This window comes from Phascolarctobacterium sp. Marseille-Q4147, from assembly GCF_017968825.1.
Lineage (GTDB): Bacteria > Bacillota > Negativicutes > Acidaminococcales > Acidaminococcaceae > Phascolarctobacterium_A.
On sequence record NZ_CP072874.1, the window covers coordinates 296256 to 321907 of the forward strand.

Below are 25652 nucleotides of genomic sequence, written 5' to 3' on the forward strand. Positions count from 1 at the left end.
ATTTCGGGGCTAGTGAAATCAAGCGGAAAATCACGTAGATATATTATACGCAACTTAAGAGTTTAAGTCAAGTATTTTTGTTAAAATTTTAGCATTTTCCAAGAGTTTTTCCCTTAAAACTGCGGATACTCCCGATAACCGACCTCCGCCAGGTATAAACCCTGTGCCGGAGCAGGCTCGTTCAGGAATTCACAGCGCTGTGCCGTCAGCTCGGCAGCAAAATCCTGCACCGTGCGCTTGCCCATTCCCACCTGTACCAGGGACCAGACTATGTTGCGTACCATGTGATACAAAAAGCCGTCACCGCTGATGCGGAAAAGAATCTCTTCTCCCTGCTGCTGCCACTTGGCAGCATAAATTGTTTTTATCGGAGAAGTATCAACACTGCCGCTGCTGCGGAAGGCACTGAAATCATGCGTTCCTAGCAGCAGCTCCGCCGCTTCGTTCATGGCCTTCACCTCAAGCTGCTGACGCAGCTGCCAGGCGTAACGCACCATAAAGGGATTGACGTGCTCATTGACAAGCAGCTTGTAATGATACGTTTTCCACTTTGCGCTGAAGCGCGCATGGAAACCCTCCGGCATCTCCTCAGCGCTCACTGCCACGATATCCTCCGGCAGCAGGCTTGCCGCCGCACGCACCAGATTAGCACAGGGAATGCGTCCGTTCGTAGTAAAGGTCACCGTCTGTGCCAAAGCATGCACGCCTGCATCCGTGCGCCCACTGCCTGCGGTTACTACTTTTTCGCCGCACAGCATAGTCAACGCTTCTTCCAAAACATTTTGCACCGTCTGCACGTTTTTCTGCTTCTGAAAGCCGTGATAGGCACTGCCGTCATAGGCTACAACCAGCTTTATTGTACGCATACATTCCCCCAGCGCAATACTGCGAGGCCAACCGCCAGTATAATAATCAAAGCAAAAGCCAGATAATCGCGGCCGGCATATACCAGCTCGTGCATGCGTGTACGTCCTTCACCGCCGCGATAGCAGCGTGCTTCCATTGCAACAGCCAGTTCATCGGCACGACGGAAGGCACTGATAAACAGCGGTACCAGCAAAGGCAGCATATTTTTCATTCTCTGGAAGATATTGCCGCTGGCAAAATCAGCTCCGCGAGAGGTCTGTGCCTTCATAATGCGGTCTGTTTCATCCAATAATGTAGGAATAAAGCGCAAAGCAATGGTCATCATCATAGCCAGCTCATGCGCAGGGACACCCAGCTTTTTGAACGGACGCAGCAGATTTTCAATACCGTCTGTCAGTACAATCGGTGATGTCGTAAAGGTCAGCACCGAAGAAAACAGCAGCAGCAGAATCAGGCGAACTGCCATCTTTACGCCCATGTCGATACCTTCGGCAGTTACGCTCAAAAACTTCCAGGTAAAAACAATATGCTCACCGGGAGCGGTAAACATATGAATCAGCATCGTAAGAATAACGATAATCCAGATAGGCTTCAGAGATTTGAAAACCAGCACCCACGGTACTCTCGAGATAAGAATTACCACAGCTGCAAAGGCGGTCAAAATGCCATAAGCCAACGGCGTTGCCGCAAAGAAAATAGCAATGATATAAATCAAGGTAGCCAACAGCTTAGTACGCGGATCAAGCTTATGGATAAAGGAGTTACCGGGGAAATATTGTCCTAAGGTTATATCTGTCAGCATTATTTCCACCCCTTTGCTTGCTTAATCGCCTTAATCAGGCTCATATCGTCCTTAATGTTCTCTTTCACTGCCAGGCCGTTTTTACGCAGCAAATCCGCAAGCTTGTAAACCTGCGGCACGTCTACGCCAACCTTAACCAGCTCATCGGCATGCTGCTTGAAAATATCTGCGGGAGTGCCGTCGAACAGCACCTTGCCGGCGTTGATAACAAGCAGGCGGTCAGCATATTTTACTGCCTCCTCCATGCTGTGCGTTACCAGCACAATCGCAATACCGCGACTTTTGTGCAGCGACATGATTTCCTTGAATACTGCATTACGGCTGCGTGGGTCCAGGCCTGCGGAAGGCTCGTCCAATACCAGATAATCAGGATTCATCGCAACCACGCCGGCAATAGCTACACGGCGCATCTGGCCGCCGCTCAGCTGAAACGGAGAGCGCTGCGCATAGGTATCATAATCCAGGCCGACGAAGGCCATAGCCTCACGCACCTGCTTTTCTACCTCATCCTCGGCAAAGCCCTTATTGCGCGGGCCGAAAGCGATATCCTCAAAAACAGTTTCCGCAAACAGCTGATGCTCGGGATACTGAAATACCATGCCAACCTGCTGGCGTGCAGTCTTGGCCTCTGCACCCTTAGCAGTAATATCAATGTCATCAATGCTTGCGCTTCCCTTATCCGGCTTCAACAAGCCGTTTAAATGCTGTACTAAGGTAGATTTGCCGCTGCCGGTGTGTCCTATAATGGCAACTATTTCGCCCTTGGAAATCTCCAACGACACATCATTGAGTGCCAGGCGTTCAAACGGCGTACCCTTGGAATATGTATGATATATATTAGAAAGTTTTATTGACATAATGCCTGCGCCAGCTCCTCATCTGTAATAATATCCTGCGGCAGCTTTACACCGTTTTTGCGCAGCTCGCTGGCTACCTTCGCTGCCAGCGGAGCCTCCAGTCCCAAGGCCTCCAGCTCATCCACTCTGCTGAAAACCTCACGCGGAGTACCCATAAATCTGATGTGACCTTTTTCCATAACAACTACGCGGTCAGCAGCCAGTGCTTCCACCATGTAATGCGTAATATAAACTATAGTCATATTTTTTTCTTCATTGAGCTTACGTACAGTGCCCACGATTTCCTTGCGTCCCTGCGGGTCAAGCATCGCTGTAGGCTCGTCCAGCACAATGCATTCCGGCTGCAGCGCCAGAATACCTGCTATAGCCACACGCTGCTTCTGTCCGCCGCTCAAAAGGTGCGGTGCATGCTTGGCATATTCCGTCATGCCTACAGCAGCTAATGAATCTGCTACACGCTTCGGTATTTCCGGTCCCGGTACGCCGATATTTTCCGGACCGAAGGCCACGTCCTCTTCCACAATCGCAGCAACTATCTGGTTATCGGGATTTTGGAACACCATGCCCACCTTTTGGCGGATATCCCACATTTTATTTTCATCTTCAGTATCCATGCCATCTACCAGCACAGTGCCGTCAGTCGGCAGCAGCAAAGCGTTCAAATGACGTGCCAGCGTAGATTTACCGCTGCCGTTAGCGCCGATAACAGCAACAAATTCGCCCTGCTTAATCTCCAAGCTTACGCCATCCAGCGCCCTTACCTCATTGCCATCAGCATCTGTATAGTAATGCTTCAAATTCTTTATACTAATCACAACAGTGCCTCCATCATAAATTCGTGTACTTACTAATTATATACGTGATAAAAAGATTAGTCAACCTTCTTTTATTGCAAGGTTAACCATAATGCTAAAAAAGTAAACCATAAACGCTAAAGCACGTTTACGGCTTATTTTTTACTTAAATAAAAGCATCAGTCCGCCTATGGTCGGCATACTGAGAACAATATAACGCAAAGTATTGCGCGACGCCAGACGCGTAAGCTTAGCACCCAAATATGCGCCGATAGTCAGTCCCCCCAAGGTCTGAAGAAAAATATAAAAATCAAGGTGACCATTGACTAAATATCCTAAACCGCCGGAAACAGAAATCGGCAAAATAACCAGCATCGTTGTACCGATGGCATGATAAAGCGATACACCAAAAAACAGCATCAGGCTTATCTGGATAAAAGCTGTCGCACCGATACCGAAGGCTCCGCTCAAAAAGCCTGTAACTACACCGATTGTCAGCGCATGTGCATAAAAGCTTGCGCCCTCTGCTTTCGATGCATGCTTTGCCACAAAGCTGTCCAGCATATCCTTACGGAAAAGAATAAAGTAAAGCAATACCGATGATGCAAGCATCAAGGCTGCTGTCATTTTTGATAAAATATCTCCCGGCAAGGCATCAGAAACACGTGCGCCGGCAAACGCTCCCAGCATACCGGCACCGCCGGTTGTCAGCCCAAGGCGCAACAGTACATCACCTTCACGAAAATGGCTTACGGCACCGGAAAGCATCGTAAATGACATGGCAGCCAGCGCAACACCAAGCGCAGTATGAATCGGCACACCAAAGCCTACAGAAAGCAGTGTAATCGTTAAGCCTGCACCACCTGCACCGGCAAAGCCAAGCAGACAGCCTAACAGAATCATTGCCAAAAAGATCATTTTCAGTCCCCCCATTATAACTAACAATACTATAACCTTTATTTTACCAATATCAGAAAGTATTTTCCAGTAAAAAGAAAGACTACTGCAAATTTATGATAAAAAAGCAGCAGTCTTGCCAGTAAACGAGAAAACAGCCTGCAGGGGATATTGCAGGCTGTTTCTCTTAGGAAAGCTGTTTATGATGAATTTGATGGGAAGGGTGTAGCAACTTCTTGCTACACTCATAGTATACTATATTGCTGTGACATAGCAAGGGCAAAGTTTTGAAGAAATCGTGAATAAAATTCCTGCATGAACTATTCTTGCATTTAAGTTTAATGCTTATTTATCCGTAATCTGTGCGCCAAACGGCAGCAATGCCAGCTTAGCCAGCTTAAAATGCTGCATGCCGAAGGGAATGCCGATAATCGTGCAGCACAAAATAACAGCAAAAACAGCATGCGTAATTGCCAGTTCGATACCACCGAAAATCAGCCAAAAAATATTTAACAGTAATGAGGTTGTTTCGCCGCTCAAAACTACGTCCTTACCAAAGGGGAAGAAGCTCAAGCGTCCCAGCTTAAAGCACTGCAGCCCGACAGGAATACCGATAATTGTCAAACACCACACAAGACCTACCAGATACCAGATAATGCCTGCTAAAATACCGCCAAATAAAAACCAGATAATATTACCGATAATGCTCATTGCACACTTCCTTTCATCTACTGATACTGACAAACCAACCGGCACACCGAAAAATATACACGTAGTTGGTTACTGATACATTTGATTTAAAAGATTGTAAGTAATCTCTCTAAGGCTAGTTTAGCATACCGCTAACTTTTGTGCAAGCGCAAAGGCAAGCGGCACTGTGGGAACTCTGGGGAGAGTCTCACAGTGCCGCTGCCTATATAAAATTAATTGGGAAAACTTAATGATTGGTTTCTTCGGCTAATTTTGCCGGAACCAGCTCAGATTCTTCTTTGAGATGTTGTTGATATGCTTTAGTTTCAGCAACAACTACACCGGAAAGTGCAACCAGTGCGATAAGGTTAGGCAGAGCCATCAGACCGTTAACGATATCGGACATAACCCAGATTTCTTCCAGCTTCAGGAACGGGCCAACAGCTACAAGAATAATGAAGCCGATGCGATACGGAAGAATTGCTTTAACACCCATCAGATATTCTACACAACGTTCGCCGTAGTAGTTCCAGCCAAGGATAGTAGTGAAGGCGAAGAGCACCAGGCCAACCAACAGTAACCAAGTACCAAAGGCAGGGAATGCAGAGCTGAAGGCTGCATTAGTCATTGCAGCACCATTGAGATCGCCGTTCCAAACGCCGGTAACAATCAAGGACAAACCGGTCATGGTGCAGATGATGATAGTATCAATGAAGGTACCGGTCATGGAAACCAGACCTTGTTCAGCAGGCCAATGAGTTTTGGCAGCAGCTGCTACGATAGGAGCAGAGCCTAAGCCGGATTCGTTAGAGAATACGCCGCGGGCAACGCCATTACGCATCGCCAGCATAACAGTTGCTCCAAGGAAACCGCCCTGTGCAGCAGTAGTAGTGAAGGCACTTTCAATAACCAGTGCGATAGCGCCCGGAACCTGGTCTGCAAAGCTAACTAAAATGCCCAAGGTAGTAAAGAAGTAAATTACCGCCATGCCGGGAACAACCTTAGAAGAAACATTAGAGATAGATTTCAGACCGCCGATGGTTACAGCAGCAACCAATACGGTAAGAGCAATACCGGTGTAGATAACCGGGATACCAACAGAGATTTTGGTAATCTCAACTATGGAGTTTACCTGAGCAAAGGTACCTACGCCGAAGTATGCGCACATGATACCGAAGACACAGAACATAATTGCCAATGGTTTATATTGCTTGCCGAGGCCGTTTTGAATGTAATACATCGGACCGCCGGAGATATTGCCGTTAGCGTCGACAGTACGATATTTTACAGCCAGCAGGCATTCTGCATATTTAGTTGCCATACCGAAGAAGGCAGCCAACCACATCCAGAACAAAGCACCGGGACCACCGGCCTTAATTGCGGTAGCAACACCAACAATGTTACCGGTACCAACAGTTGCGGCAAGTGCGGTACACAATGCTTTAAAGCTGTTTACGTCACCATGACCTTCATTCTTAGCGCAGAAGATAAGCTTCAATGCCTGCGGGAGCTTCAATACCTGCAACAAGCCTAAACGAATAGTCAGCATAATGCCGGTACCTACAAGCAGCACCAGTAGCGGCGGACCCCAGACAAACGAATCAATTGCATTCAATGTTTCCAACATGATGATTTCCCCTCTCATTTTCAAAGTTCCCTAAGTAAATAAAAAGCCGGAGTATGATTATCTGATACTCCGGTTTGTCAGCGGCCCTGATAGCTATGCTATAATTGTTGTTTTGCTCCGTCCACTGGCCTGAGAGATAAGGATGTGTATACGCACATCTTTGCACCTTCGGCGCCCATTCAAGGGACTCTCCAGAGTTGTGTCTGTACACGGTTCTTGCTTTTTATAAGCACCTGAGAGTTTTGCTCCTTCGGTAGGCATTGCCTTCTCCTATGTACTTCATCCACTCATTATTTACTTATGTATCTGATTATAACACATATTAAACAAAATTCAAGAGCTTACAGCAATGTATACACGCATACATGCAAAACTGTAAACTAAAGTATGTTTATTGATTTTTTTATAACAAAACGGCGCTGTGGGAACTCTGGGGAGAGTCGCACAACGCCGCTTTGCTATATAAAGATGAAATACTAGGCTTACTTATTTATTCTTTTCTTCAGCCAGATGCTTCTGATAAGCCTTGGTTTCGGCAACAACTACGCCGGACAAAGCAATCAAAGCAATTAAGTTAGGAATAGCCATCAGGCCGTTAACGATATCCGCCAAAACCCAAATCTCTTCCAGCTTCAGGAAAGGACCGCAGGCAATCAGACAGATGAAAATAATGCGGTACGGCAGAATTGCCTTTACGCCCATCAGATATTCTACACAACGTTCACCGTAGTAGTTCCAGCCAAGGATAGTGGTGAAAGCAAAGAGTACCAGGCCAACCAACAGCAGAATGCTGCCAAATGCAGGGAACGCCATGGTGAAGGCAGATTCAGTCATTGCAGCACCGTTTAAAGGTCCGCACCATACACCACTGACAACTAAGGACAAGCCGGTCAGAGTACAAATGATGATAGTATCAATAAAAGTACCGGTCATAGAAACCAAGCCTTGCTCTGCAGCCCATTTGGTTTTAGCAGCAGCAGCTACGATAGGAGCAGAACCTAAGCCGGATTCGTTGGAGAATACCCCGCGGGCAACACCACTGCGCATTGCCAGCATAACGGTTGCACCAAGGAAACCGCCTTGAGCAGCAGTCGGAGTGAAAGCAGAATTCAGTACAGTTGCGATTGCAGCAGGAACCTGGTCTGCAAAAACAATCATGATACCGACAGTAGTCAGGAAGTACAGCAGAGCCATAGCAGGAACTACCTTTGCAGCAACAGTTGCGATGGATTTCAAACCGCCGATGGTTACAGCAGCAACAACAACAGTCAGAGCAATACCGGTGTAAACAACAGGAATACCTGCAGAAATCTGGGTAATTTCAACAATGGAGTTTACCTGAGCAAAGGTACCGATGCCAAAGTATGCGCACAGAACACCGAATACGGCAAACATAACAGCCAAAGGTTTGTATTTTTTACCCAAGCCATTTTCAATGTAGTACATCGGGCCACCGGAAATATTGCCGTTAGCATCTACGGTACGATATTTTACAGCCAGCAGACATTCGGAATATTTGGTTGCCATACCGAAGAAGGCTGCCATCCACATCCAGAACAATGCGCCCGGGCCACCGGCTTTAATTGCGGTTGCAACACCAACGATGTTACCGGTACCGACAGTTGCAGCCAGTGCGGTACACAATGCTTTAAAGCTGTTTACATCACCGCTGCCATCGTTCTTGGCACTGAAGATCAGGCCCAAAGCCTGAGGCAGCTTGAAAACCTGCAGCAGCTTCAAACGGAAGGTCAGCAGAATACCGGTACCAACCAAAAGTACCAGAAGCGGCGGTCCCCAGACAAACGCATCAATTTCATTCAAAATTTCCAACATGATTCAAACATCTCCCTTTAAATTCCCATTAATTATTTATAAGCAAATAAAAAACCGGAGTATACAAAAAATACTCCGGTAAAAGTCAATGACATATGATAGGCAATAGCGCCATCACATAAGCTTTGCTCTGTCCACTGGCCTGAGAGATAAGGACGTTTCTGAATTTCAGAAGACATCTTTGCACCTTCGGCGCCCATTTAAGGGACTCTCCAGAGTTGTGTCAGCATACGGTTCCTGCTTAAAATTAAGCACCTGAGAGTTTTGCTCCTTCGGTAGGCAGTGCCTTCTCCCATATACATCATCCACTCGTTATTTACTTATGTACGCTATTATAACACACTTTTTAAAGAACGCAAGTCTTTTTTCAATAATTTTTTATGTATACACGAATACATAAGCTACTGTAACGTTTGAAGCAAATTATTGGCAATTTTCACTTGCAAAGCTGCGCTCACTTAAAAGATAACAGGGTAAAGCAATAAGCTGTACAGCTACAGAAACAATTATGAAGGTATTCAATGAATAATCATAAACAGCTCCCAACAGCCAGCTGCCCAAAAACCACGCTAAGCCAAAGAAAAATTCGAACGCACCGTAGCTGCTGGCACGATGCTCCTTGCTCGTCATGGTGGCAACCGCTGCCTTCATAATTGATTCCTGAGCGCCCATGCCTACACCCCACAAAGCAATACCCAGCATAATCATAGCAGGCGAAGTCGCGCCAAAAGCAAACACAGCAAAGAACGCGGAAATCGCAGTAGAAATAACCAATGCCTTCGTGCGCATTTTGTCAAACAGCCAGCCAAAGAAAAGCGCTGCCACCGCATCCACAAGCATCGCACCGGAATAAAGCAACGGCAAAATACTGTCATCAAAAAGCTTATTTTTTGCCAAATGCATAGTCACCAGCGGAAAATCTACAAATCCGAAAGCAAAACAGATGATACCTGCAAGATACAAATAAAAGCTTTTCCTGCCTACAAAGCTATTCTTTTTGTTCTCCTTAGCTTCCGGCTCAAAGGCTTCCGGATTCGGGAAACGGCTTTTAGCAAACAGTAAAAAAGCAATTGTACAGACTGCCGGCAACGTCAGAAAAGCAAAGGCTGCATTATATACCTCGTATTCATCACCATTTTTATAAAGCATTATTACATAAAGCAGCAGAGGACCGATAAAAGCACCAAGCTGATCCAGGGCTTCCTGAATAGCAAAGCTTTTACCTACACCCTCCTGTGAAGCCGCAAAGGAAAGAATAGTATTCTTCGCAGGCTTTTTTATCGCCTTACCGATGCGCTCAACAACGAGCAGTACACAGGCGGCTATCCAGCCGTCACGATGCACAAGCGCCAATGCCGGCACCGCAAAAACGTCTACAGCATAGCCTAAAATCATAAAGCCCCAATAGTTGTGCGTTTTATCAACTAAGCGGCCAAAAAGATAACGCAGGCCATAGCCTAAAAGCTCGCCTATGCCGGAGATAAAACCGATGGTAGAAGCACTTGCTCCTAAAATTAATAAATACGCTCCCTTAATACTTGTCGCCGCTTCATGTGTCATATCGCTGAACAAGCTGACAACACCAAGCAGCACGATAAACGCCATAGCGGAATTTTTATTGTGCATGCTTCCCCCTCCAATTCAGTTATCATTTTCTTATTATAGCATAATATTTTAAGCTTAAATACACTTTAATTTATCAAAAAATTATCAAAAGCGCCTGCAACATCACGTCACAGGCACTTATCGGTTATATAGACAATAATAGCTCAGCTCACCCCTTTTTCATTCTCAGCACAATCCAACTTTTATCGGCATCAATAACCTGCCATTTTTTATTCTGTTGAGCAATAAATCTATCATAGCTTTTGGGCGTAACAACAACAAAACGATACGGATTCTGCTCCAGTGTTGCGTAAGGCATAACATTCTTGCTTGTCCAGGAAAAATCCTTGGGCACATAGCCCGCAACCTCACGCTCATGCATCAGCTTGACAATTTTACTGTTGCTGTAAAAAACAGCGGAAGTGGGATATGTTCCATACAGACCAACCTCCTGCACATTTTCCGCTGTCAGCATCTGTCCCAAATCCTTAGCACTGCGTTGTTCGCTAAACGGCACAGCAATGCCGAAAATCAATGCGATATAAAAAACTACCGACAGCACCGCAATACCATAAGCACGCTCTTCTGTCATTAAGCGCAATATATAATCCAGCATCACGCCGATAATCAGCGCCAGCGGCAGCAAGAACAGCAGCTCAGATGCTATAAGCTGATGACTTACCGCAAACCATGCTCCCACAAGCAGCAAACCAAAGCCTCCGCCGACAAATATCATATAACCGCCATCCACACAGTCCGTATATTTTGCCAGCATGCTTCCCAGCAAAAGGCTGACCGGAAAAAGCAGCGGATAGGTATAGGTGATATATTTTGTTGCCATACATTGAAAGAAAACGAAAACAACAAGTGCCCACAGCAGCAAAAATTTTTGCTGTTCTTCTAGGCTGCGCTGTCCCTGCCGCCACCATTTATAAGCAGCCCATGGAACAAGTCCGCTCCACGGAAACAGCGCCAGCAGATTTACCAGCGTATAATAATAAAATACATCGTCACGCGGATGTTCCGATACCGTTGCGCGCAGGAAGTTGTGTGTGCCGAAGAAGGTATTGAGGAAATCACTGCCGTGCAGACTGTACATTACAGCATACCAAGGCACAGCAACCGCCGCACAAAGCAATGTGCCGCTTACAAGATGCATGCGCTTCAGTACGTGCCAATCACGCTGCCACAACAGGAATAACGTAATAATCAATCCCGGCAGCAGCACGCCAATCGGACCCTTAGTCAAAACCGCAAAGCCTGCTGCAGCATACATAATGTACCAATAGCGCGCCCTGCCGTCACGATAGCCAAGATAGAAAAACAGCAATGTCGCACTGAAGAAAAAGAACAATACAGCATCTGTAATCACCGACTTGCTGATCAGAAAAAATTCTACACTGCTCAGCAGTACCAATGCACTGATGAAACCGCTGCGCACATTTTCCAGCTTGCTGCCGCCCCACGCCAATAATGCCACGCTGCCTAAACCGAACAACGCCGGGAAGAAGCGCGAGGCAAATTCCGTAAAGCCAAACATTTTATAAGCCAGCGCCGTCAGCCAATAAAAGAAAATCGGCTTATCATACCAGTAATGACCGTAAATCTGCGGTGACAGCCAATTGCCGCTCAGTACCATTTCCTTCGCCGTCAAGGCATAATTAGATTCTACGCTGTCTGTAATCAGCAGGCTGCCATTACCCGCAAAAAGCAATGCTGCGGCAGCTGCAAAAAGCAGCAGCCAATATTTTCGTGGCATAAAAAATCCCCCTTCAGCAGCAGAGCTTCTATACTCCGCTTTTCATTAAGCACAGTATAAACACCTTCACTTAATGATTACTGAAAGGGGTATTCATCTTAAATTCAGCTTATAAGAAAGCCTAATAATTACTTTGCAGCCGTCGGCAACTTCACATACATGATAGTTCCCCGCGGCTTGTTGTCGAGAACCTTGATGCTGCCGCCATGCTGCCGCACAATAGCCAACGCCAGCGACAAGCCTAAGCCCAGACCACCCTGACTGCGGCTGCGAGCCTTGTCCACACGAAAGAAGCGGTCAAAAATCTTCTGCTTATCTTCGTCACTGATGCCACAGCCCTCATCACGTACCTCCAGTACCAGATGCGTTTTCACCTTGGCTGCACGCAGAGTAATTTGCGTCTGCTCCGGTGAATACTTCATAGCATTATCCAGCAAAATAATCAGCAGGCGCGATAAAGCCATTTCATCCCCCAGCATTATCAGATTATCCTGAATGGCCTGCTCCAGCTGCAGCCTTTTTTCCGCTGCCAAAAGCGTCATCTGCGCTGCAACCTTTTTACACATTGCCGTCATATCCACCTGCGCAGTATACACCGGCAGAAAATCCTCGTCACTGCGTGCCAGTGTCATAAGATTTTCCGTCAGACGGCTAAGTCTTTCAGATTCGCTTTGCAGCATTGCTACCGACTCTTTAGCGAAATCACTCAGCCTGCTGTCCTCATCCTCCTGCAGTCCCTGTACAGCCAGCTTCATAACGGCAAGCGGTGTGCGCATCTCATGCGAAGCGTCTGCCGTGAACTGCTGCTGCTTGGTATACATATTGCTTAGCGGACGTATATTGCTGCCGGCAAGCCAATAGCCGAAATAGCAGGCGGCAAAATACAGCACCAGGGCAATACACAAAAGCAAAAACAATGTTTTATAAGCAGCATGGTAATAAAACTCCATATTCTTGAACATATAAAGCCTGCCAACCTGCTTATCACCATCAATAACAGGAGCAACCGCAGCCAAATAACGATAACGCTCACCGTTTGCTCCATGCATCCGCAAAAGACGCGCTGTATTCAGCTCTTTCGGCCAATCATCTTTATGACTCATCAGCTCCTGCCCTGCCTCACCTGTTCCAAGCTGGTTTAAAATTACCTTCGAGCCATCTGCATTCACAAAGTATGCAAGCATTTTCCCGCTGCGGATAGCTGCTTCGGAGCAGGGAGCCTCCTCCGATTCTACCCATTCTTCGCCCTCATGGTAAATTTGCGTTACAAGATTTTCCTTTTCGTGCGCCAATATTTCCCACCAGATAAAGGTATAGGCAGCAGCCACAATAACCAAAATCAACGCGCCGAAGATTGCCGCATATAAGCAGGTCATGCGTCGGCGCAGCTTTTCAAAAGGCTTATTCCACATAATAGCCCACGCCCCGCATCGTTTTAATTAACTCTTCTCCGTTCAGCTCCATAATCTTTTTACGCAGCAGACGGATATGCACGTCAAGATTATTGTCCGTCACATTGCTGTCAATGCCCCAGATACGGTCCTGCAGCACCGCACGCGGCATAACCTGCCCGCGGTTACGCAAAAGCAGCTCCAGCAGCTTAAATTCACGCGGGCGCAGCTCCACACGGCGTTCACCGTATGCCAGGCAATAGGTAGAGCTTTCCAAAGTATAAACACCGTAACACAGCTTTTCCGCGCTGTACTGTCCCTGGCGGCGGCACAGAGCGTTCAGACGTGCCACCAGCTCCTCTAGCTCAAAAGGCTTTACCAGATAGTCGTCCGCACCGCTGTTTAATCCCTCTACCTTATCCGCCAATGTATCCTTTGCCGTCAGCAGCAATATTTTCCCCTGATAATCTTCTTCACGCAGGCGCTTGCACAGGTCAAGGCCACTTAAAAGCGGCATCATCCAGTCCAATACCAGCACATCATAGCCGTCGGCATACACAGCATCGTAGGCAGCCTCGCCATCCTGTACCCAGTTCACAGTTATATTTTGTTTTTTCAGCAGCATGCTTAAAAGCTTGCCTAAATTTATATCATCCTCAGCTAATAAAATCTTCATTGCTTCCGCCTCCGTTACTGCTATTGTATCATAATGCAGTATAGGCATGTAAAATTAATTTTAACTGAAAAAATCGCTGCCAAAGCTTTGCCTTCAGCAGCGATTGTCTTACATGATATATCTGTTCAATGACGGAACAATTTCCGCATAGGTGCCTTTTTTATTTGCCAGCATTATATTAATGGCCCATACAGTCTGTCCGCAGTCATCCTCCGTGCGTGTAGCCTGCAGCTTACGGCTGGTACCGGTAAAGCATACGATATCTTCCAGCTCCAGCAAAAGCGCCATATCCTCACGTCTGTAGCCTTCAAGGCAGCGGTCGGAAAACATTACTGTCAACATCAGCATATCATCCATACGCCAGCATTCCAGGCTATAGGCACGGCCATCGCTCAGCTTGCCGTTATAATAGCCGACATCCTGCACGCCGTCCTCATCCGGCTCATAGGGAGAAGGAACATAATCAACGCGGCAGGGAACAGGGAATTTTTTTATCAGCATAAAATAGTTCTCCTTAAAGAGCAAAGCGCCTCAGAGCTTGAGGCTTTGAGGCGCGCTTGCTTATACGTTATTCCTTATCGGGAGTTTCTTCTGCTGCGGTTTCAGCAGTTGCAACTTCGGGCATCGGAACATTATATTTAACTTTGATATCACGATAACGGCTCATACCGGTACCTGCCGGAATCAGCTTACCGATGATAACGTTTTCTTTCAGGCCCAGCAGCGGGTCAACCTTACCCTTGATAGCGGCATCGGTGAGTACGCGGGTGGTTTCCTGGAAGGAAGCAGCGGACAGGAAGGAGTCGGTAGCCAAAGAAGCTTTGGTGATACCCAGCAGGATAGCACGGCCTTCTGCAGGAGTCTTGCCTGCTTCCAGCATCTCGGTATTCTGCTCTTCAAATTCTGCCACATCAACGTCTTCACCCGGCAGCATTGTGGTGTCACCGGATTCCTCGATGCGGATTTTGCGCATCATCTGGCGAACCATAACCTCGATGTGCTTACTGTTGATATCTACGCCCTGAGACTTATAAACGCCTACTACCTGAGATACCAGATAGTTCTGGGTAGCCTTCACGCCGCTGATACGCAGTACGTCATGCGGGTTAAGAGAACCTTCGGTCAGACGGTCGCCCTTAGCGATTTCCTCACCCTCAACAACAGACAGCTTAGCGCCATAAGGAATCTGGTATTCCTGGTTTTCGCCATCCAGTGCCATTACGGTTACCTTGCGGCTGTTGCCTTCCTGGGTAATGTGTACGTGACCTGCAACCTCGGACAGAATGCCGGGATGTTTCGGTTTACGTGCTTCGAACAGCTCCTCGACACGAGGCAGACCTTGGGTAATATCGTCTGCACCTGCAACGCCGCCGGTATGGAACGTACGCATGGTCAGCTGAGTACCAGGTTCGCCGATGGACTGTGCGGCAATAGTGCCGACTGCCTCACCAACATCAACGTTCTTGCCGGTTGCCAGGTTGCGGCCATAGCATTTGCGGCAAACGCCGAATTTAGCCTTACAGGTAAGTACGCTGCGGATTTTAACCTTTTCACGCAGCTGGCAGATACGTTCTGCCATAGGCTCGGTAACATATTCATTGATATGATAAAGAATTTCACCGTTTTCATCCAGAATATCCTCAGCCAGGTTACGGCCAATAATACGGTCATGCAGGGTTTCAATGATGGTTTTCTCTTTTTTGCCTTCGGTAATTGCCTCAACCTCAATGCCGGCAATTTCGTTATTGCGGATACGCAGCTCCTTAACGGTACCGTCAGCCAGAACAGCGTTAATAATGTCTTCGGTCATAGTTTCGCCGGTATGTGCCAGCACCTCGCCTGCACCGTTAACAATATCTGCTGCTATCTCTTTGCCGTTGAAGTTATGCATCATTGCTTCCTTCAGCACATTATGAGCAAAGGTATCGCTGATGTTGATGCGGACATTTTCGATATCCTCACCATTCATATCTTCGTCGGAATAGAGATTAATTTCTTCAACACCTGCATCGTTGAGCTTAGCAAAAAGCTCTTCGGTGATGTTGGTATCTGCTTCAGCAATCAGGTTACCTTCTTCATCAAGTACGCCGGAAGCCAGGGTACGGCCCATAACCTTTTCGCGGATTTTGTTCTGGCTTGCACCAAGAACAGCCTTGCTCAGACGGCTGCGTTCCTTAACCAGGTTCATACCAACGATATCGCAATCATCCTCACGAACAATTACATCCTGTGCAACGTCAACCAGACGACGAGTCAGGTAACCGGAGTCAGCGGTACGCAGTGCGGTATCGGCCAAGCCTTTACGAGCACCATGAGAAGAAATGAAGTATTCCAAAATGGTCAGGCCTTCACGGAAGTTAGATTTGATAGGACGGTCAATGATACGACCGGAAGGATCGGCCATCAAACCACGCATACCGGCCAGCTGACGAATCTGCTGTTTGTTACCGCGGGCACCGGAGTCAGCCATCATGGAAACAGGATTGAACTTGTTCATGGTGGATTTCATCAGCTTATCGGTAACCTTATCGGTTGCTTCGTTCCACAGGTCAATTACCTTACGATAACGTTCGTCATCGCTCATCAAACCACGGCGGAAGAGGCGCTCAACCTTATCAACCTCATGCTCTGTTGCTTCCAGAATAACTTCTTTTTCAGCAGGAATCTGAATATCGGAGGTTGCGATAGAAATACCGGATTTACAAGCATTATCGTAACCCATTTTCTTAACAATATCCAGAATCTCGGCAGTACGCAGGTTGCCGTACAGCTTGTGAGCCTTAGCAACGAGTCTGCCCAATTCTTTCTTGTCAATCAGCTTGCCGAGATGCCAACGTTCAACTTCAACAGTTGTTTCCACAACATTACCGGAAGCATCCAGGCGCTTCTCAACAACCTGATCTTTTTCTTTATGATAGTAACGCATTTCCAAAGGCAGCTCGCCATTGAAAATAGTATTACCTACAGTTGTAACTACCAGGGACATACCGGTTTCACCGACAGCTGCACCCTTTTCCTCATCATAGATTTCGCTGTTGGGAATATAAACCTCGATAGGTACCTGCAGATCTACCGCATGGTGGAAGTAAGCCAGCTGAGCTTCGTCCACGCTGCTGTAGCGGGTTCCTTCACCCTTAACGTTCGGGTCATCCTTGCTGGTCTTTTCAATAGTCAGATAGTAGGAGCCCAAAACCATATCCTGGGTAGGAACAGCAACAGGCTTGCCGTCTTTCGGTGCCAGGATGTTGTTTACAGACATCATCAGCATACGTGCTTCAGCCTGAGCCTCAACAGAAAGCGGCAGATGGACAGCCATCTGGTCACCGTCAAAGTCGGCGTTATAAGCGGTACATACCAGAGGATGCAGCTTAATAGCACGGCCTTCGGACAGGATAGGCTCGAAAGCCTGAATGCCCAGTCTGTGCAGAGTCGGTGCACGGTTCAGCAGTACAGGATGTTCTTTGATTACCTCTTCCAGAACGTCCCATACAGCGTTGGTAGCACGCTCTACCATGCGCTTAGCACTCTTAATGTTAGTTGCTTCACCGCTGTTTACCAAACGCTTCATAACGAAGGGTTTGAACAGCTCCAGAGCCATTTCCTTCGGCAGGCCGCACTGATGCATTTTCAGCTCAGGACCTACAACGATTACGGAACGGCCGGAATAGTCAACACGTTTACCTAACAGGTTCTGACGGAAACGGCCTTGTTTACCCTTGAGCATGTCGGACAAGGATTTCAGAGGACGGTTGCCGGGGCCTGTAACCGGACGGCCGCGACGGCCGTTATCAATCAAAGCATCTACTGCTTCCTGCAGCATACGTTTTTCATTGCGGACAATGATATCGGGCGCATGCAGCTCCAGCAGACGTTTCAGACGGTTGTTACGGTTAATAACACGGCGATACAGATCATTCAGGTCGGAGGTTGCGAAACGACCGCCATCCAGCTGTACCATAGGACGCAGTTCAGGCGGAATAACCGGAACTACATCCATAATCATCCATTCAGGACGATTGCCGGATTTCAGGAACGCTTCAGCTACTTCCAGACGGCGGATGGCACGTACACGGCGCTGACCGCTCAGCTCCTTCATTTCATGGCGCAGCTGCTCGGTCAAAGCTTCCAGATCAATAGCTTCCAGCAGCTCTTTAATAGCCTGTGCGCCCATACCTACACGGATGCCTGCTTCAGGATATTTATCACGTTTTTCCATGTACTCAGGCTCGGTCAGCAGCTGGCCTTTAACCAGGTCAGTGCCTTCACCGGGGTCAAGTACGATGAAGCTTGCAAAATACAAAACTTTTTCCAGGCTACGCGGAGAAATATCCAGAATCAAGCCCATACGGCTTGGGATACCCTTAAAGTACCAGATATGGGAAACCGGCGCAGCCAGTTCGATGTGACCCATACGGTCACGACGAACCTTGCTGCGGGTAACTTCAACGCCGCACTTGTCGCAGATAATACCCTTATAACGGATGCGTTTATATTTGCCGCAATGACATTCCCAATCCTTAGTAGGGCCAAAGATTCTTTCGCAGAACAGGCCATCCCGTTCCGGCTTCAGGGTTCTGTAATTGATGGTTTCGGGTTTTTTTACCTCGCCGTAGGACCAGGCTCTAATCTGGTCCGGAGAAGCCAAACCGATACGCATAGACACAAAATTATTTACGTCGATCAAGAATCATTCGCTCCCTTCTCTTACATATTAGTCGGATCATCTAAGTCACCATCGGGATTATCGGTAATAGTGAAATTACCCATATCAGCAATGATATCCCCAGAATCACTATCATCCTCGGTAGCGTCATTATCAGCATAATCATCAACAGGCTTTTCAGGTGCGTTTTCAACAACCTGGCCGTTGATGTCTAAATCAACCTCGCGAGCGGTGGTTGCAATATCGTCATCCTCATCGTCGCGCAAGGAAACCTCTTCCTCGTCCTCGTTGAGAACCTTGATATCCAGACCGATGGACTGCAATTCCTTAACCAGTACCTTGAAGGATTCAGGAATACCAGGATCAGGTACATTTTCGCCCTTAACGATTGCTTCGTAGGTCTTAACACGGCCAACAACGTCATCGGACTTAACAGTCAGGATTTCCTGCAGGGTGTAAGCAGCGCCGTATGCTTCCAGCGCCCAAACTTCCATCTCACCGAATCTCTGGCCGCCGAACTGTGCTTTACCACCCAACGGCTGCTGGGTAACCAAGGAGTACGGGCCGGTGCTGCGGGCATGGATCTTATCATCAACCAAATGGTGAAGCTTGAGGTAATAGGTCAGACCAACGGTAACAGGGTTATCGAAGGGTTCACCGGTACGACCATCATACAGAGTGGTCTTAGCAGTTTTATCAATGCCTGCAAGCTCCAGTGCATCAGCAATATCCTGCTCATGCGCACCGTCGAATACAGGTACGGAAATCTGTACTGCTTTTACGCTCTTGCCACCGAATTTATCAATTTCAACAGTTTCCGGCATACCATATTTTTCATAATCGTAGCCGTAATGCTCTAATTTCTTAGCGGTTTCGGAATTAGCCAGCTCTTCCTTGAAGGCTGCTTCAAATTCCGGAGTACCTTCTGCTGCGCCGGTTTTTTCAACGGCATTCAGCTTAGCTGCCAGGTTGGTAGTATCAATTTCCATACCCAGCGCACGTGCTGCCCAGCCCAGATGGTTCTCCAGTACCTGTCCGATGTTCATACGGGAAGGTACGCCCAGGGGGTTCAGTACGATATGTACCGGTTCACCGGTCGGCAGGAAAGGCATATCCTCACGTGCCATAATACGGGAAACGACACCTTTGTTACCGTGACGGCCTGCCATCTTATCGCCTTCGGAAATCTTACGTTTCTGGGCAATATGTACACGAACCTGTTCGTTTACTCCCGGCGGCAGATCATCGCCGTTTTCACGGCTGAATACCTTAACGCTGACAATCTTACCTGCTTCGCCGTGCGGTACACGCAGGGAGCTGTCACGTACTTCACGTGCTTTTTCACCGAAGATTGCACGCAGCAGACGTTCTTCTGCAGTCAGCTCGGTTTCGCCTTTCGGAGTAACCTTACCTACCAGAATATCGCCGGGGCGTACTTCGGCACCGATACGGATAATACCACGCTCATCCAGATCCTTCAAAGCTTCGTCGGATACGTTAGGAATCTCGCGGGTAATTTCTTCTTTACCAAGCTTGGTGTCGCGAGCATCGCAATCATATTCTTCAATATGGATAGAAGTAAAGATATCAGCCTTTACCAGATCCTCGTTCAGCAGAACAGCATCCTCGTAGTTATAGCCTTCCCAAGGCATATAAGCAACGATTACGTTGTGACCTAAAGCCAGCTCGCCGTGATCGGTAGCCGGGCCGTCAGCCAGAATCTGCTTTTCGGTAACCTTATCGCCTTTGAAGACGATAGGACGCTGGTTAACACAGGTACCTTGGTTGGAACGTTTGAATTTCAGCAGCGGATATACATCCACTTCACCGTTTTCTGCACGTACACGGATTTCGTTGCCTACTACGCGGATAACTTCGCCGGCACGTTTAGCCAGAACGCAGACACCGGAGTCGGAAGCAACCTTGTATTCCATACCGGTACCGATAATCGGAGCCTGAGTGCAGAGCAGAGGTACAGCCTGACGCTGCATGTTCGCACCCATCAGAGCACGGTTAGCGTCATCGTTCTCCAAGAACGGAATCAGCGCGGTTGCGATAGATACTACCTGTTTAGGAGAAACGTCCATCAGGTCAACCTTATCCGGAGTAATGGAGAGGACATCATCCTTAGCACGGGCGGTAACACGCTCGCCCAGGAAGTAACCGTCATCATCCAACGGTTCGTTGGCCTGTGCTACGATATATTTATCTTCTTCGTCAGCAGTCATGTATCTGATTTCTTCAGTTACACGTTTATTTTCTTTATCAACAACACGGTACGGAGTTTCCATAAAGCCGTATTCATTGATAACAGCATAGGTGGACAAAGAACCGATCAAACCGATGTTAGGACCTTCAGGCGTCTCGATAGGACACATACGGCCATAGTGGGAGTTGTGTACGTCGCGGACTTCATAGCCTGCGCGCTCACGGGACAGACCGCCGGGGCCGAGGGCAGACAGACGACGTTTATGAGTCAGCTCTGCCAGAGGGTTGTTCTGGTCCATGAACTGGGACAACTGGCTGCTGCCGAAGAATTCCTTAATAGCAGCAACAACAGGACGAATGTTAATCAGAGCCTGCGGGGTAATAACCTCGTTGTCCTGAATGGTCATACGTTCTTTTACTACACGCTCCATACGGGAAAGACCGATACGGAACTGGTTTTGCAGCAATTCGCCAACGCAGCGTACACGACGGTTGCCCAAATGGTCAATATCATCGCCGGTGCCATGGCCATCCATCAGGTTCAGCAAATAGTTAAAGGAAGCAAATACATCCTCATTAGTAACGGTATGCATTTTTTCATCGATACCGGTGGTGAACATCAGAAGCATCTCTTCTTCATGGTTCTGAATCTTGACAGCACGCAGACCGCGTTCGTTATAAATACCGCTTTCTGCAATCTTATCAAGATTTTCATCGGTCATCTTAGTGCCTGCCGGCAGGATAATTTCGCCGGTTTCTTCATCAGCAATAGCCTCAGCCAGTACGGTACCGCTCAGGCGGTTGCGCCAGCCAAGCTTTTTGTTGAGCTTATAACGGCCAACATTAGCCAGGTCATAACGCTTGCTGTCGAAGAAGGTGTTTTCTATCAGCTGTACGGCGTTTTCCAGAATAACAGGCTCGCCCGGACGCAGCTTCTTGTAAAGCTCCAGCATAGCTTCATCTCTGTTAGTGGTAGTATCCTTTTCCAGAGTTGCCAGCAGCGCAGGATGATTGCCGAAGCAAGCCAGGATCTCATCATTGGAAGACAAGCCCAGAGCACGCAGCAGCACGGTTGCCGGAACCTTACGGGTACGGTCTACACGAGCAGAAATAATATCATTAATGTCAGTTTCATATTCAATCCAAGCGCCACGGTTAGGAATTACAGTAGTACCGTAAATCTTCTTACCGCTGGGATCCATAGTTACACTATAGTAAACGCCGGGAGAACGCACCAGCTGGCTGACGATAACACGTTCAGCACCGTTGATAACAAAGGTACCGGTATCGGTCATCAGCGGGAAGTCGCCCATAAATACAGAGGATTCCTTAATTTCGCCTTTTTCCTTGTCTTTGAAAATCAGGCGTGCTTTAACGTTCATCGGTGCAGAATAGGATTCATCTCTCTCCTTGCACTCTTCAACGCTGTATTTAGGAGTTCCTAATTCAAAGCTTTCAAAGGAAAGCTCCAGATTACCTGCAAAGTCTTTAATAGGAGAAATGTCATGCAGAATCTCCATGAGGCCCTTTTGAACGAACCATTCGTAGGATTTTCTCTGGATATCAATCAAATGAGGCATTGCCAAAATTTCATTGATTCTTGCATAACTATACCGAGTCCTATCACCTACTGGAACCGGTTTAAACATGTAATTCCTCACCCCTTCTTGTATTATCAGCACACTAAACTCGGCGAATCATGCGTGACAAAAAAAACAACAAGGTTCTTACCACAAGGACCTTGTCAGTTGTCTTCGATGATCTGCCTCATCTTTCATTATAAGCAAGATACGCCGTTCAACCACTGACCCGGCAGTATTTGTTGTCAAAATTTACACCTGCAAAAATAATAATGATGTAGTATGATATGTTATCATAAATTACGCAAGTTGTCAAGATTTTTGTCAAAAAAATACAGACACACCGAAGATGGTGTGTCTGTATTCGCATAGGCGCAGCTTATTCAAAGCGTCCTTTAAGTACAATCTCTTTATCCAGCAATGCAACCTGGCCTTTAGCAAACAATGCGTCGATATCCAGGTTTTCATCCAGAACCAGCAGGTCAGCATCCGCGCCGACTGCAACGCAGCCTTTAACACCGGTTTTGCCAAGCAGCTCGGCAGGTGTAGAGGTCAGCAGCTTGATAGCCTCCTCCAACGGCAGACCGCGACGCACCAGACTCTTGATAGTCAGATGCAGATATTTAGGAGAGCAGTAGGTCAGACCGATGCAGTCACCGTTTTCATTGAACTTAGGTTGAGAGCCGAAAGCGTCACTGCTCATCGTCAGATGGTCGGTGCTCATGCCCTCCCAGCTCAGGATTTCCATAATCTGCTCTGCGCCGATTTCCATATCCTCGTCAGTGCTGCCGGCAGTCATATCGAAATAACCACCGCGACGTACCAGCTTTGCGCCCTCTTCCATCAGCTCGCGAGTACGCAGCATATGAGTAGGCAGGAAGTTCTTTGCAGGAACATCGGCATGGTCCAATGCGTAGAACAGCGGGTCCAGCTTGCCGATACCGGAGCCCATGTGCATGGTTACCAGGCCGGCAACATTAGCCAGCAGGCCACCGCGACGGGTTGCGGTAGCAACCTCAATCAGCTCAGGTCCCTGAGGATTAGAGCTGCGATGATCGCTGACAGCAATCTTGGTACCGATAATAGGCGGAACCATCATAATATCTTTTTCGATAGAGCCTGTAATGGTCGGCGAAGGAATTCCGTAAGCACCGGTCAGGCAGTAGGCAGTAATGCCTTCTTCCGTCAGTGCGCGTGCCTTAGCCACCAGGTTTTCTACGCTTCTTGTTACGCCGTCCGTACCCAGCAGGCCCAGAACAGTTGTAATACCGCAGCTGGTAATCTGGCTCAGCATTGCTTCTGGTACGCGGGAAGCAGGGCCCTGCTCACCGCCGCCGCCGGTGATGTGCATATGCATATCAATGTAACCGGGCAGCAGTTTTTTACCGCTAAAATCAAATACCTCTACTTCAGGCATGCCTTCGTAGCCTTCAATTTTATCAGCAATACGCACTACCTTATCTGCAATAACCAGCACATCTTTTTTGCCAAGATGAGCAGGTGCGTAAACATCAGCGTTTCTAATAAGTTTAATCAAAATTGTCACTTTTCCTTTCATTGCGTACCAAGCAGCGGCTCAGTACTGCCGACATACTTGCGTAGCCGGCTTATTTCTTTTCGTCTTCCAGCTTAGCGATACCAATACCGGTGTAGCCGTAGAACAGAGCGATAATGAAACCGGTGTAGCAGAGAATTGCCCACGGAGCATAATCCAGAGTTTCAATACCGGTGCAGGCGGTCATATAAGCACCTGCTGCAGACCAGGGAACCAACGGTACAAATACGGTACCTGCATCTTCCAAAGTACGGGACAAATTCTTCGCAGCAAGACCTCTTGCTTTATAAGCATCACGGAACATTTCACCGGGAATCAGAATGGACAGATAGGAGTTACCGGTGCACAGGCCCATGGTAATGCAGGAAGCAACGGTAGAAGCAATCAGATCGCCGGTGCTCTTAGCAAAGGTCAGGATTTTTTGCAGTACTACTTCCAGGCAGCCTGCCTTGCTCATGATACCGGCAAAGCAGAATGCGCAGAATACCAGCAGAGTGGTACCCATGATTTCAGCCATACCGCCGCGGTTCAGCAGTTTGATAATCTGCGGAGCAGCAGTAGCCGGGTCAAAACCGGGAGTAGTCAGCATAGAAATTTTGAAGCCTTTTACAGTAGCCAGCAGCAGGTTTTTCAGGTTGATGTTTTGGAAAATCAATGCTTCTGCGCCAGCCAGCACAGTGGAAGCCATCATAACCGGCAGAGTCGGTTTCTTAAAGATAGAGCCTGCCAGAATCAGCAGTACAGGCAGAATCAGCAGAATGTTAAAGTTATACATGCCATCCAGCTGAGTCAGCATAGTGCTTACTGCTTCGGAAGAAACATCGCCGCCGATATTGCCCTTTAAGCCTACAAAAGCGTAAACAACCAAGGAAATAATAGTTGCCGGAACAGTAGTCCAGAACATATGCGCAATGTGCTCATAAAGAGTAGAACCAGCTGCAACCGGTGCCAGGTTAGTGGTATCGGACAGCGGGGAGATTTTATCACCGAAATAAGAACCGGCGATTACAGCACCGGCAGTAGCTGCCAGGTTTACACCCAAAGTACTGGCAATACCCATCAATGCGACACCCATGGTAGCAACGGAGCCCCAGGAGGTACCGGTTACGATAGATACTACTGCGGTAATCAGGAAAGCTGTTACCAGCATAAAGGTCGGGTTTACAATCTGTACGCCATAATAAATCATCATCGGGATAGTACCGGAAGCCATCCAGGTACCAACCAGCGCACCAACACAGGTCAGAATCAGGATTGCCGGCATGCCCTTAGCAATCTTCTGGCAGATTTCGTCCATCATTTCATCCCAGGTAACACCAACGCGGTAAGCAATCAGGCCGGCAATAGCAGCTACCAGCAGCAGCAGCGGCTCGGTTGCGTAACCCAGATAACCTTTGCCGACAGTCAGAATAACCATCATGGCAATAATAGGAATAACGGATTCCGTAAAGGTTGGCATACGCCTATTTGTTTTTTCTTCAGTTTTTTGCATATCCTTTGACATAATACCCTCGTTTCTGCCAGTCATCTAGCCGGCTTAATTTTGCGCAAGCAACGCTATCTATAAAAATTTTATCATTATAGCTTAATTATCTCAACAGTTTTCTTTATCTATACTTATTGGAATTTTTCTTGTATACATAAGCAATTCATTCGCCGTTCTGTATTTTGTATACAAAATTTGTACTATAATTCGTGGACATTTGCTTACTTATACGCCTTTTTATACTAAAAATATAGGACTTCTTCAAACACGCTGAAGAAGCCCTAAATTAAAAAATCAATAAGATAATTTTTTCTGTTATAGTGTTTTGATAATTTATTCTTATATAAAGAACAGAGAGTAAA

Annotated in this window: 17 protein-coding genes and 2 riboswitches; all 17 genes read right to left on the reverse strand. The window is 47.5% G+C overall.

What is annotated here, in order from left to right; all coding sequences use genetic code 11:
• Positions 1 to 113 precede the first annotated feature (113 nt).
• Complete coding sequence (gene truA / locus KAH19_RS01275; protein WP_210684799.1) at positions 114 to 866, reverse strand: tRNA pseudouridine(38-40) synthase TruA; 753 nt, start codon at positions 864 to 866, stop codon at positions 114 to 116.
• Positions 854 to 1669, reverse strand: a complete 816-nt coding sequence (locus KAH19_RS01280; protein ID WP_210684800.1) for an energy-coupling factor transporter transmembrane protein EcfT — start codon at positions 1667 to 1669, stop codon at positions 854 to 856. The genes truA and KAH19_RS01280 overlap by 13 nt, the downstream gene beginning before the upstream one ends.
• The gene (locus tag KAH19_RS01285; protein WP_210684801.1) at positions 1669 to 2526 is read right to left on the reverse strand and encodes an energy-coupling factor transporter ATPase; all 858 of its coding nucleotides are present in this window, start codon (positions 2524 to 2526) and stop codon (positions 1669 to 1671) included. Before KAH19_RS01285 ends, KAH19_RS01280 begins: the two co-directional genes overlap by 1 nt.
• Positions 2517 to 3341, reverse strand: a complete 825-nt coding sequence (locus tag KAH19_RS01290) for an energy-coupling factor transporter ATPase (protein WP_210684802.1) — start codon at positions 3339 to 3341, stop codon at positions 2517 to 2519. The genes KAH19_RS01285 and KAH19_RS01290 overlap by 10 nt, the downstream gene beginning before the upstream one ends.
• Positions 3342 to 3482: 141 nt before the next feature.
• Positions 3483 to 4238 carry a sulfite exporter TauE/SafE family protein gene (locus KAH19_RS01295; protein WP_210684803.1) on the reverse strand — a complete coding sequence of 252 codons (756 nt, stop codon included), beginning with the start codon at positions 4236 to 4238 and terminating at the stop codon, positions 3483 to 3485.
• Between the two features lie 324 nt (positions 4239 to 4562).
• The gene (locus tag KAH19_RS01300; protein ID WP_021720957.1) at positions 4563 to 4928 is read right to left on the reverse strand and encodes a YccF domain-containing protein; all 366 of its coding nucleotides are present in this window, start codon (positions 4926 to 4928) and stop codon (positions 4563 to 4565) included.
• A 226-nt stretch (positions 4929 to 5154) separates the two neighbouring features.
• Positions 5155 to 6534 (reverse strand): sodium:alanine symporter family protein, encoded by a 1380-nt coding sequence (locus tag KAH19_RS01305; protein ID WP_246869387.1) that lies wholly within the window; start codon positions 6532 to 6534, stop codon positions 5155 to 5157.
• A gap of 107 nt (positions 6535 to 6641) precedes the next feature.
• Positions 6642 to 6739: riboswitch (glycine riboswitch) on the reverse strand.
• Positions 6740 to 7020: 281 nt separating this feature from the next.
• A complete protein-coding gene (locus tag KAH19_RS01310; protein ID WP_210684805.1) occupies positions 7021 to 8367 on the reverse strand; it encodes a sodium:alanine symporter family protein in 1347 nt (448 codons plus the stop codon).
• A 120-nt stretch (positions 8368 to 8487) separates the two neighbouring features.
• Positions 8488 to 8593, reverse strand: a riboswitch (glycine riboswitch).
• A gap of 197 nt (positions 8594 to 8790) precedes the next feature.
• On the reverse strand, positions 8791 to 9993 hold the full coding sequence (locus KAH19_RS01315) for an MFS transporter (RefSeq protein WP_210684806.1): 1203 nt from the start codon (positions 9991 to 9993) through the stop codon (positions 8791 to 8793).
• Positions 9994 to 10141: 148 nt separating this feature from the next.
• The gene (locus KAH19_RS01320; protein WP_210684807.1) at positions 10142 to 11731 is read right to left on the reverse strand and encodes a glycosyltransferase family 39 protein; all 1590 of its coding nucleotides are present in this window, start codon (positions 11729 to 11731) and stop codon (positions 10142 to 10144) included.
• Between the two features lie 128 nt (positions 11732 to 11859).
• Positions 11860 to 13143 (reverse strand): cell wall metabolism sensor histidine kinase WalK, encoded by a 1284-nt coding sequence (locus KAH19_RS01325; RefSeq protein ID WP_210684808.1) that lies wholly within the window; start codon positions 13141 to 13143, stop codon positions 11860 to 11862.
• Positions 13133 to 13798 carry a response regulator transcription factor gene (locus tag KAH19_RS01330; RefSeq protein ID WP_246869388.1) on the reverse strand — a complete coding sequence of 222 codons (666 nt, stop codon included), beginning with the start codon at positions 13796 to 13798 and terminating at the stop codon, positions 13133 to 13135. The genes KAH19_RS01325 and KAH19_RS01330 overlap by 11 nt, the downstream gene beginning before the upstream one ends.
• A gap of 108 nt (positions 13799 to 13906) precedes the next feature.
• Positions 13907 to 14299 (reverse strand): hypothetical protein, encoded by a 393-nt coding sequence (locus KAH19_RS01335; protein ID WP_210684810.1) that lies wholly within the window; start codon positions 14297 to 14299, stop codon positions 13907 to 13909.
• 67 nt (positions 14300 to 14366) lie between these two features.
• Positions 14367 to 18482, reverse strand: a complete 4116-nt coding sequence (rpoC, locus tag KAH19_RS01340; protein WP_246869389.1) for a DNA-directed RNA polymerase subunit beta' — start codon at positions 18480 to 18482, stop codon at positions 14367 to 14369.
• Between the two features lie 20 nt (positions 18483 to 18502).
• Positions 18503 to 22318 (reverse strand): DNA-directed RNA polymerase subunit beta, encoded by a 3816-nt coding sequence (gene rpoB, locus KAH19_RS01345; protein ID WP_210684811.1) that lies wholly within the window; start codon positions 22316 to 22318, stop codon positions 18503 to 18505.
• Positions 22319 to 22628: 310 nt separating this feature from the next.
• Positions 22629 to 23795, reverse strand: a complete 1167-nt coding sequence (gene iadA, locus KAH19_RS01350) for a beta-aspartyl-peptidase (RefSeq protein WP_246869390.1) — start codon at positions 23793 to 23795, stop codon at positions 22629 to 22631.
• 61 nt (positions 23796 to 23856) lie between these two features.
• Positions 23857 to 25308 (reverse strand): Na+/H+ antiporter NhaC, encoded by a 1452-nt coding sequence (gene nhaC, locus KAH19_RS01355; RefSeq protein ID WP_210684813.1) that lies wholly within the window; start codon positions 25306 to 25308, stop codon positions 23857 to 23859.
• Positions 25309 to 25652 lie beyond the last annotated feature (344 nt).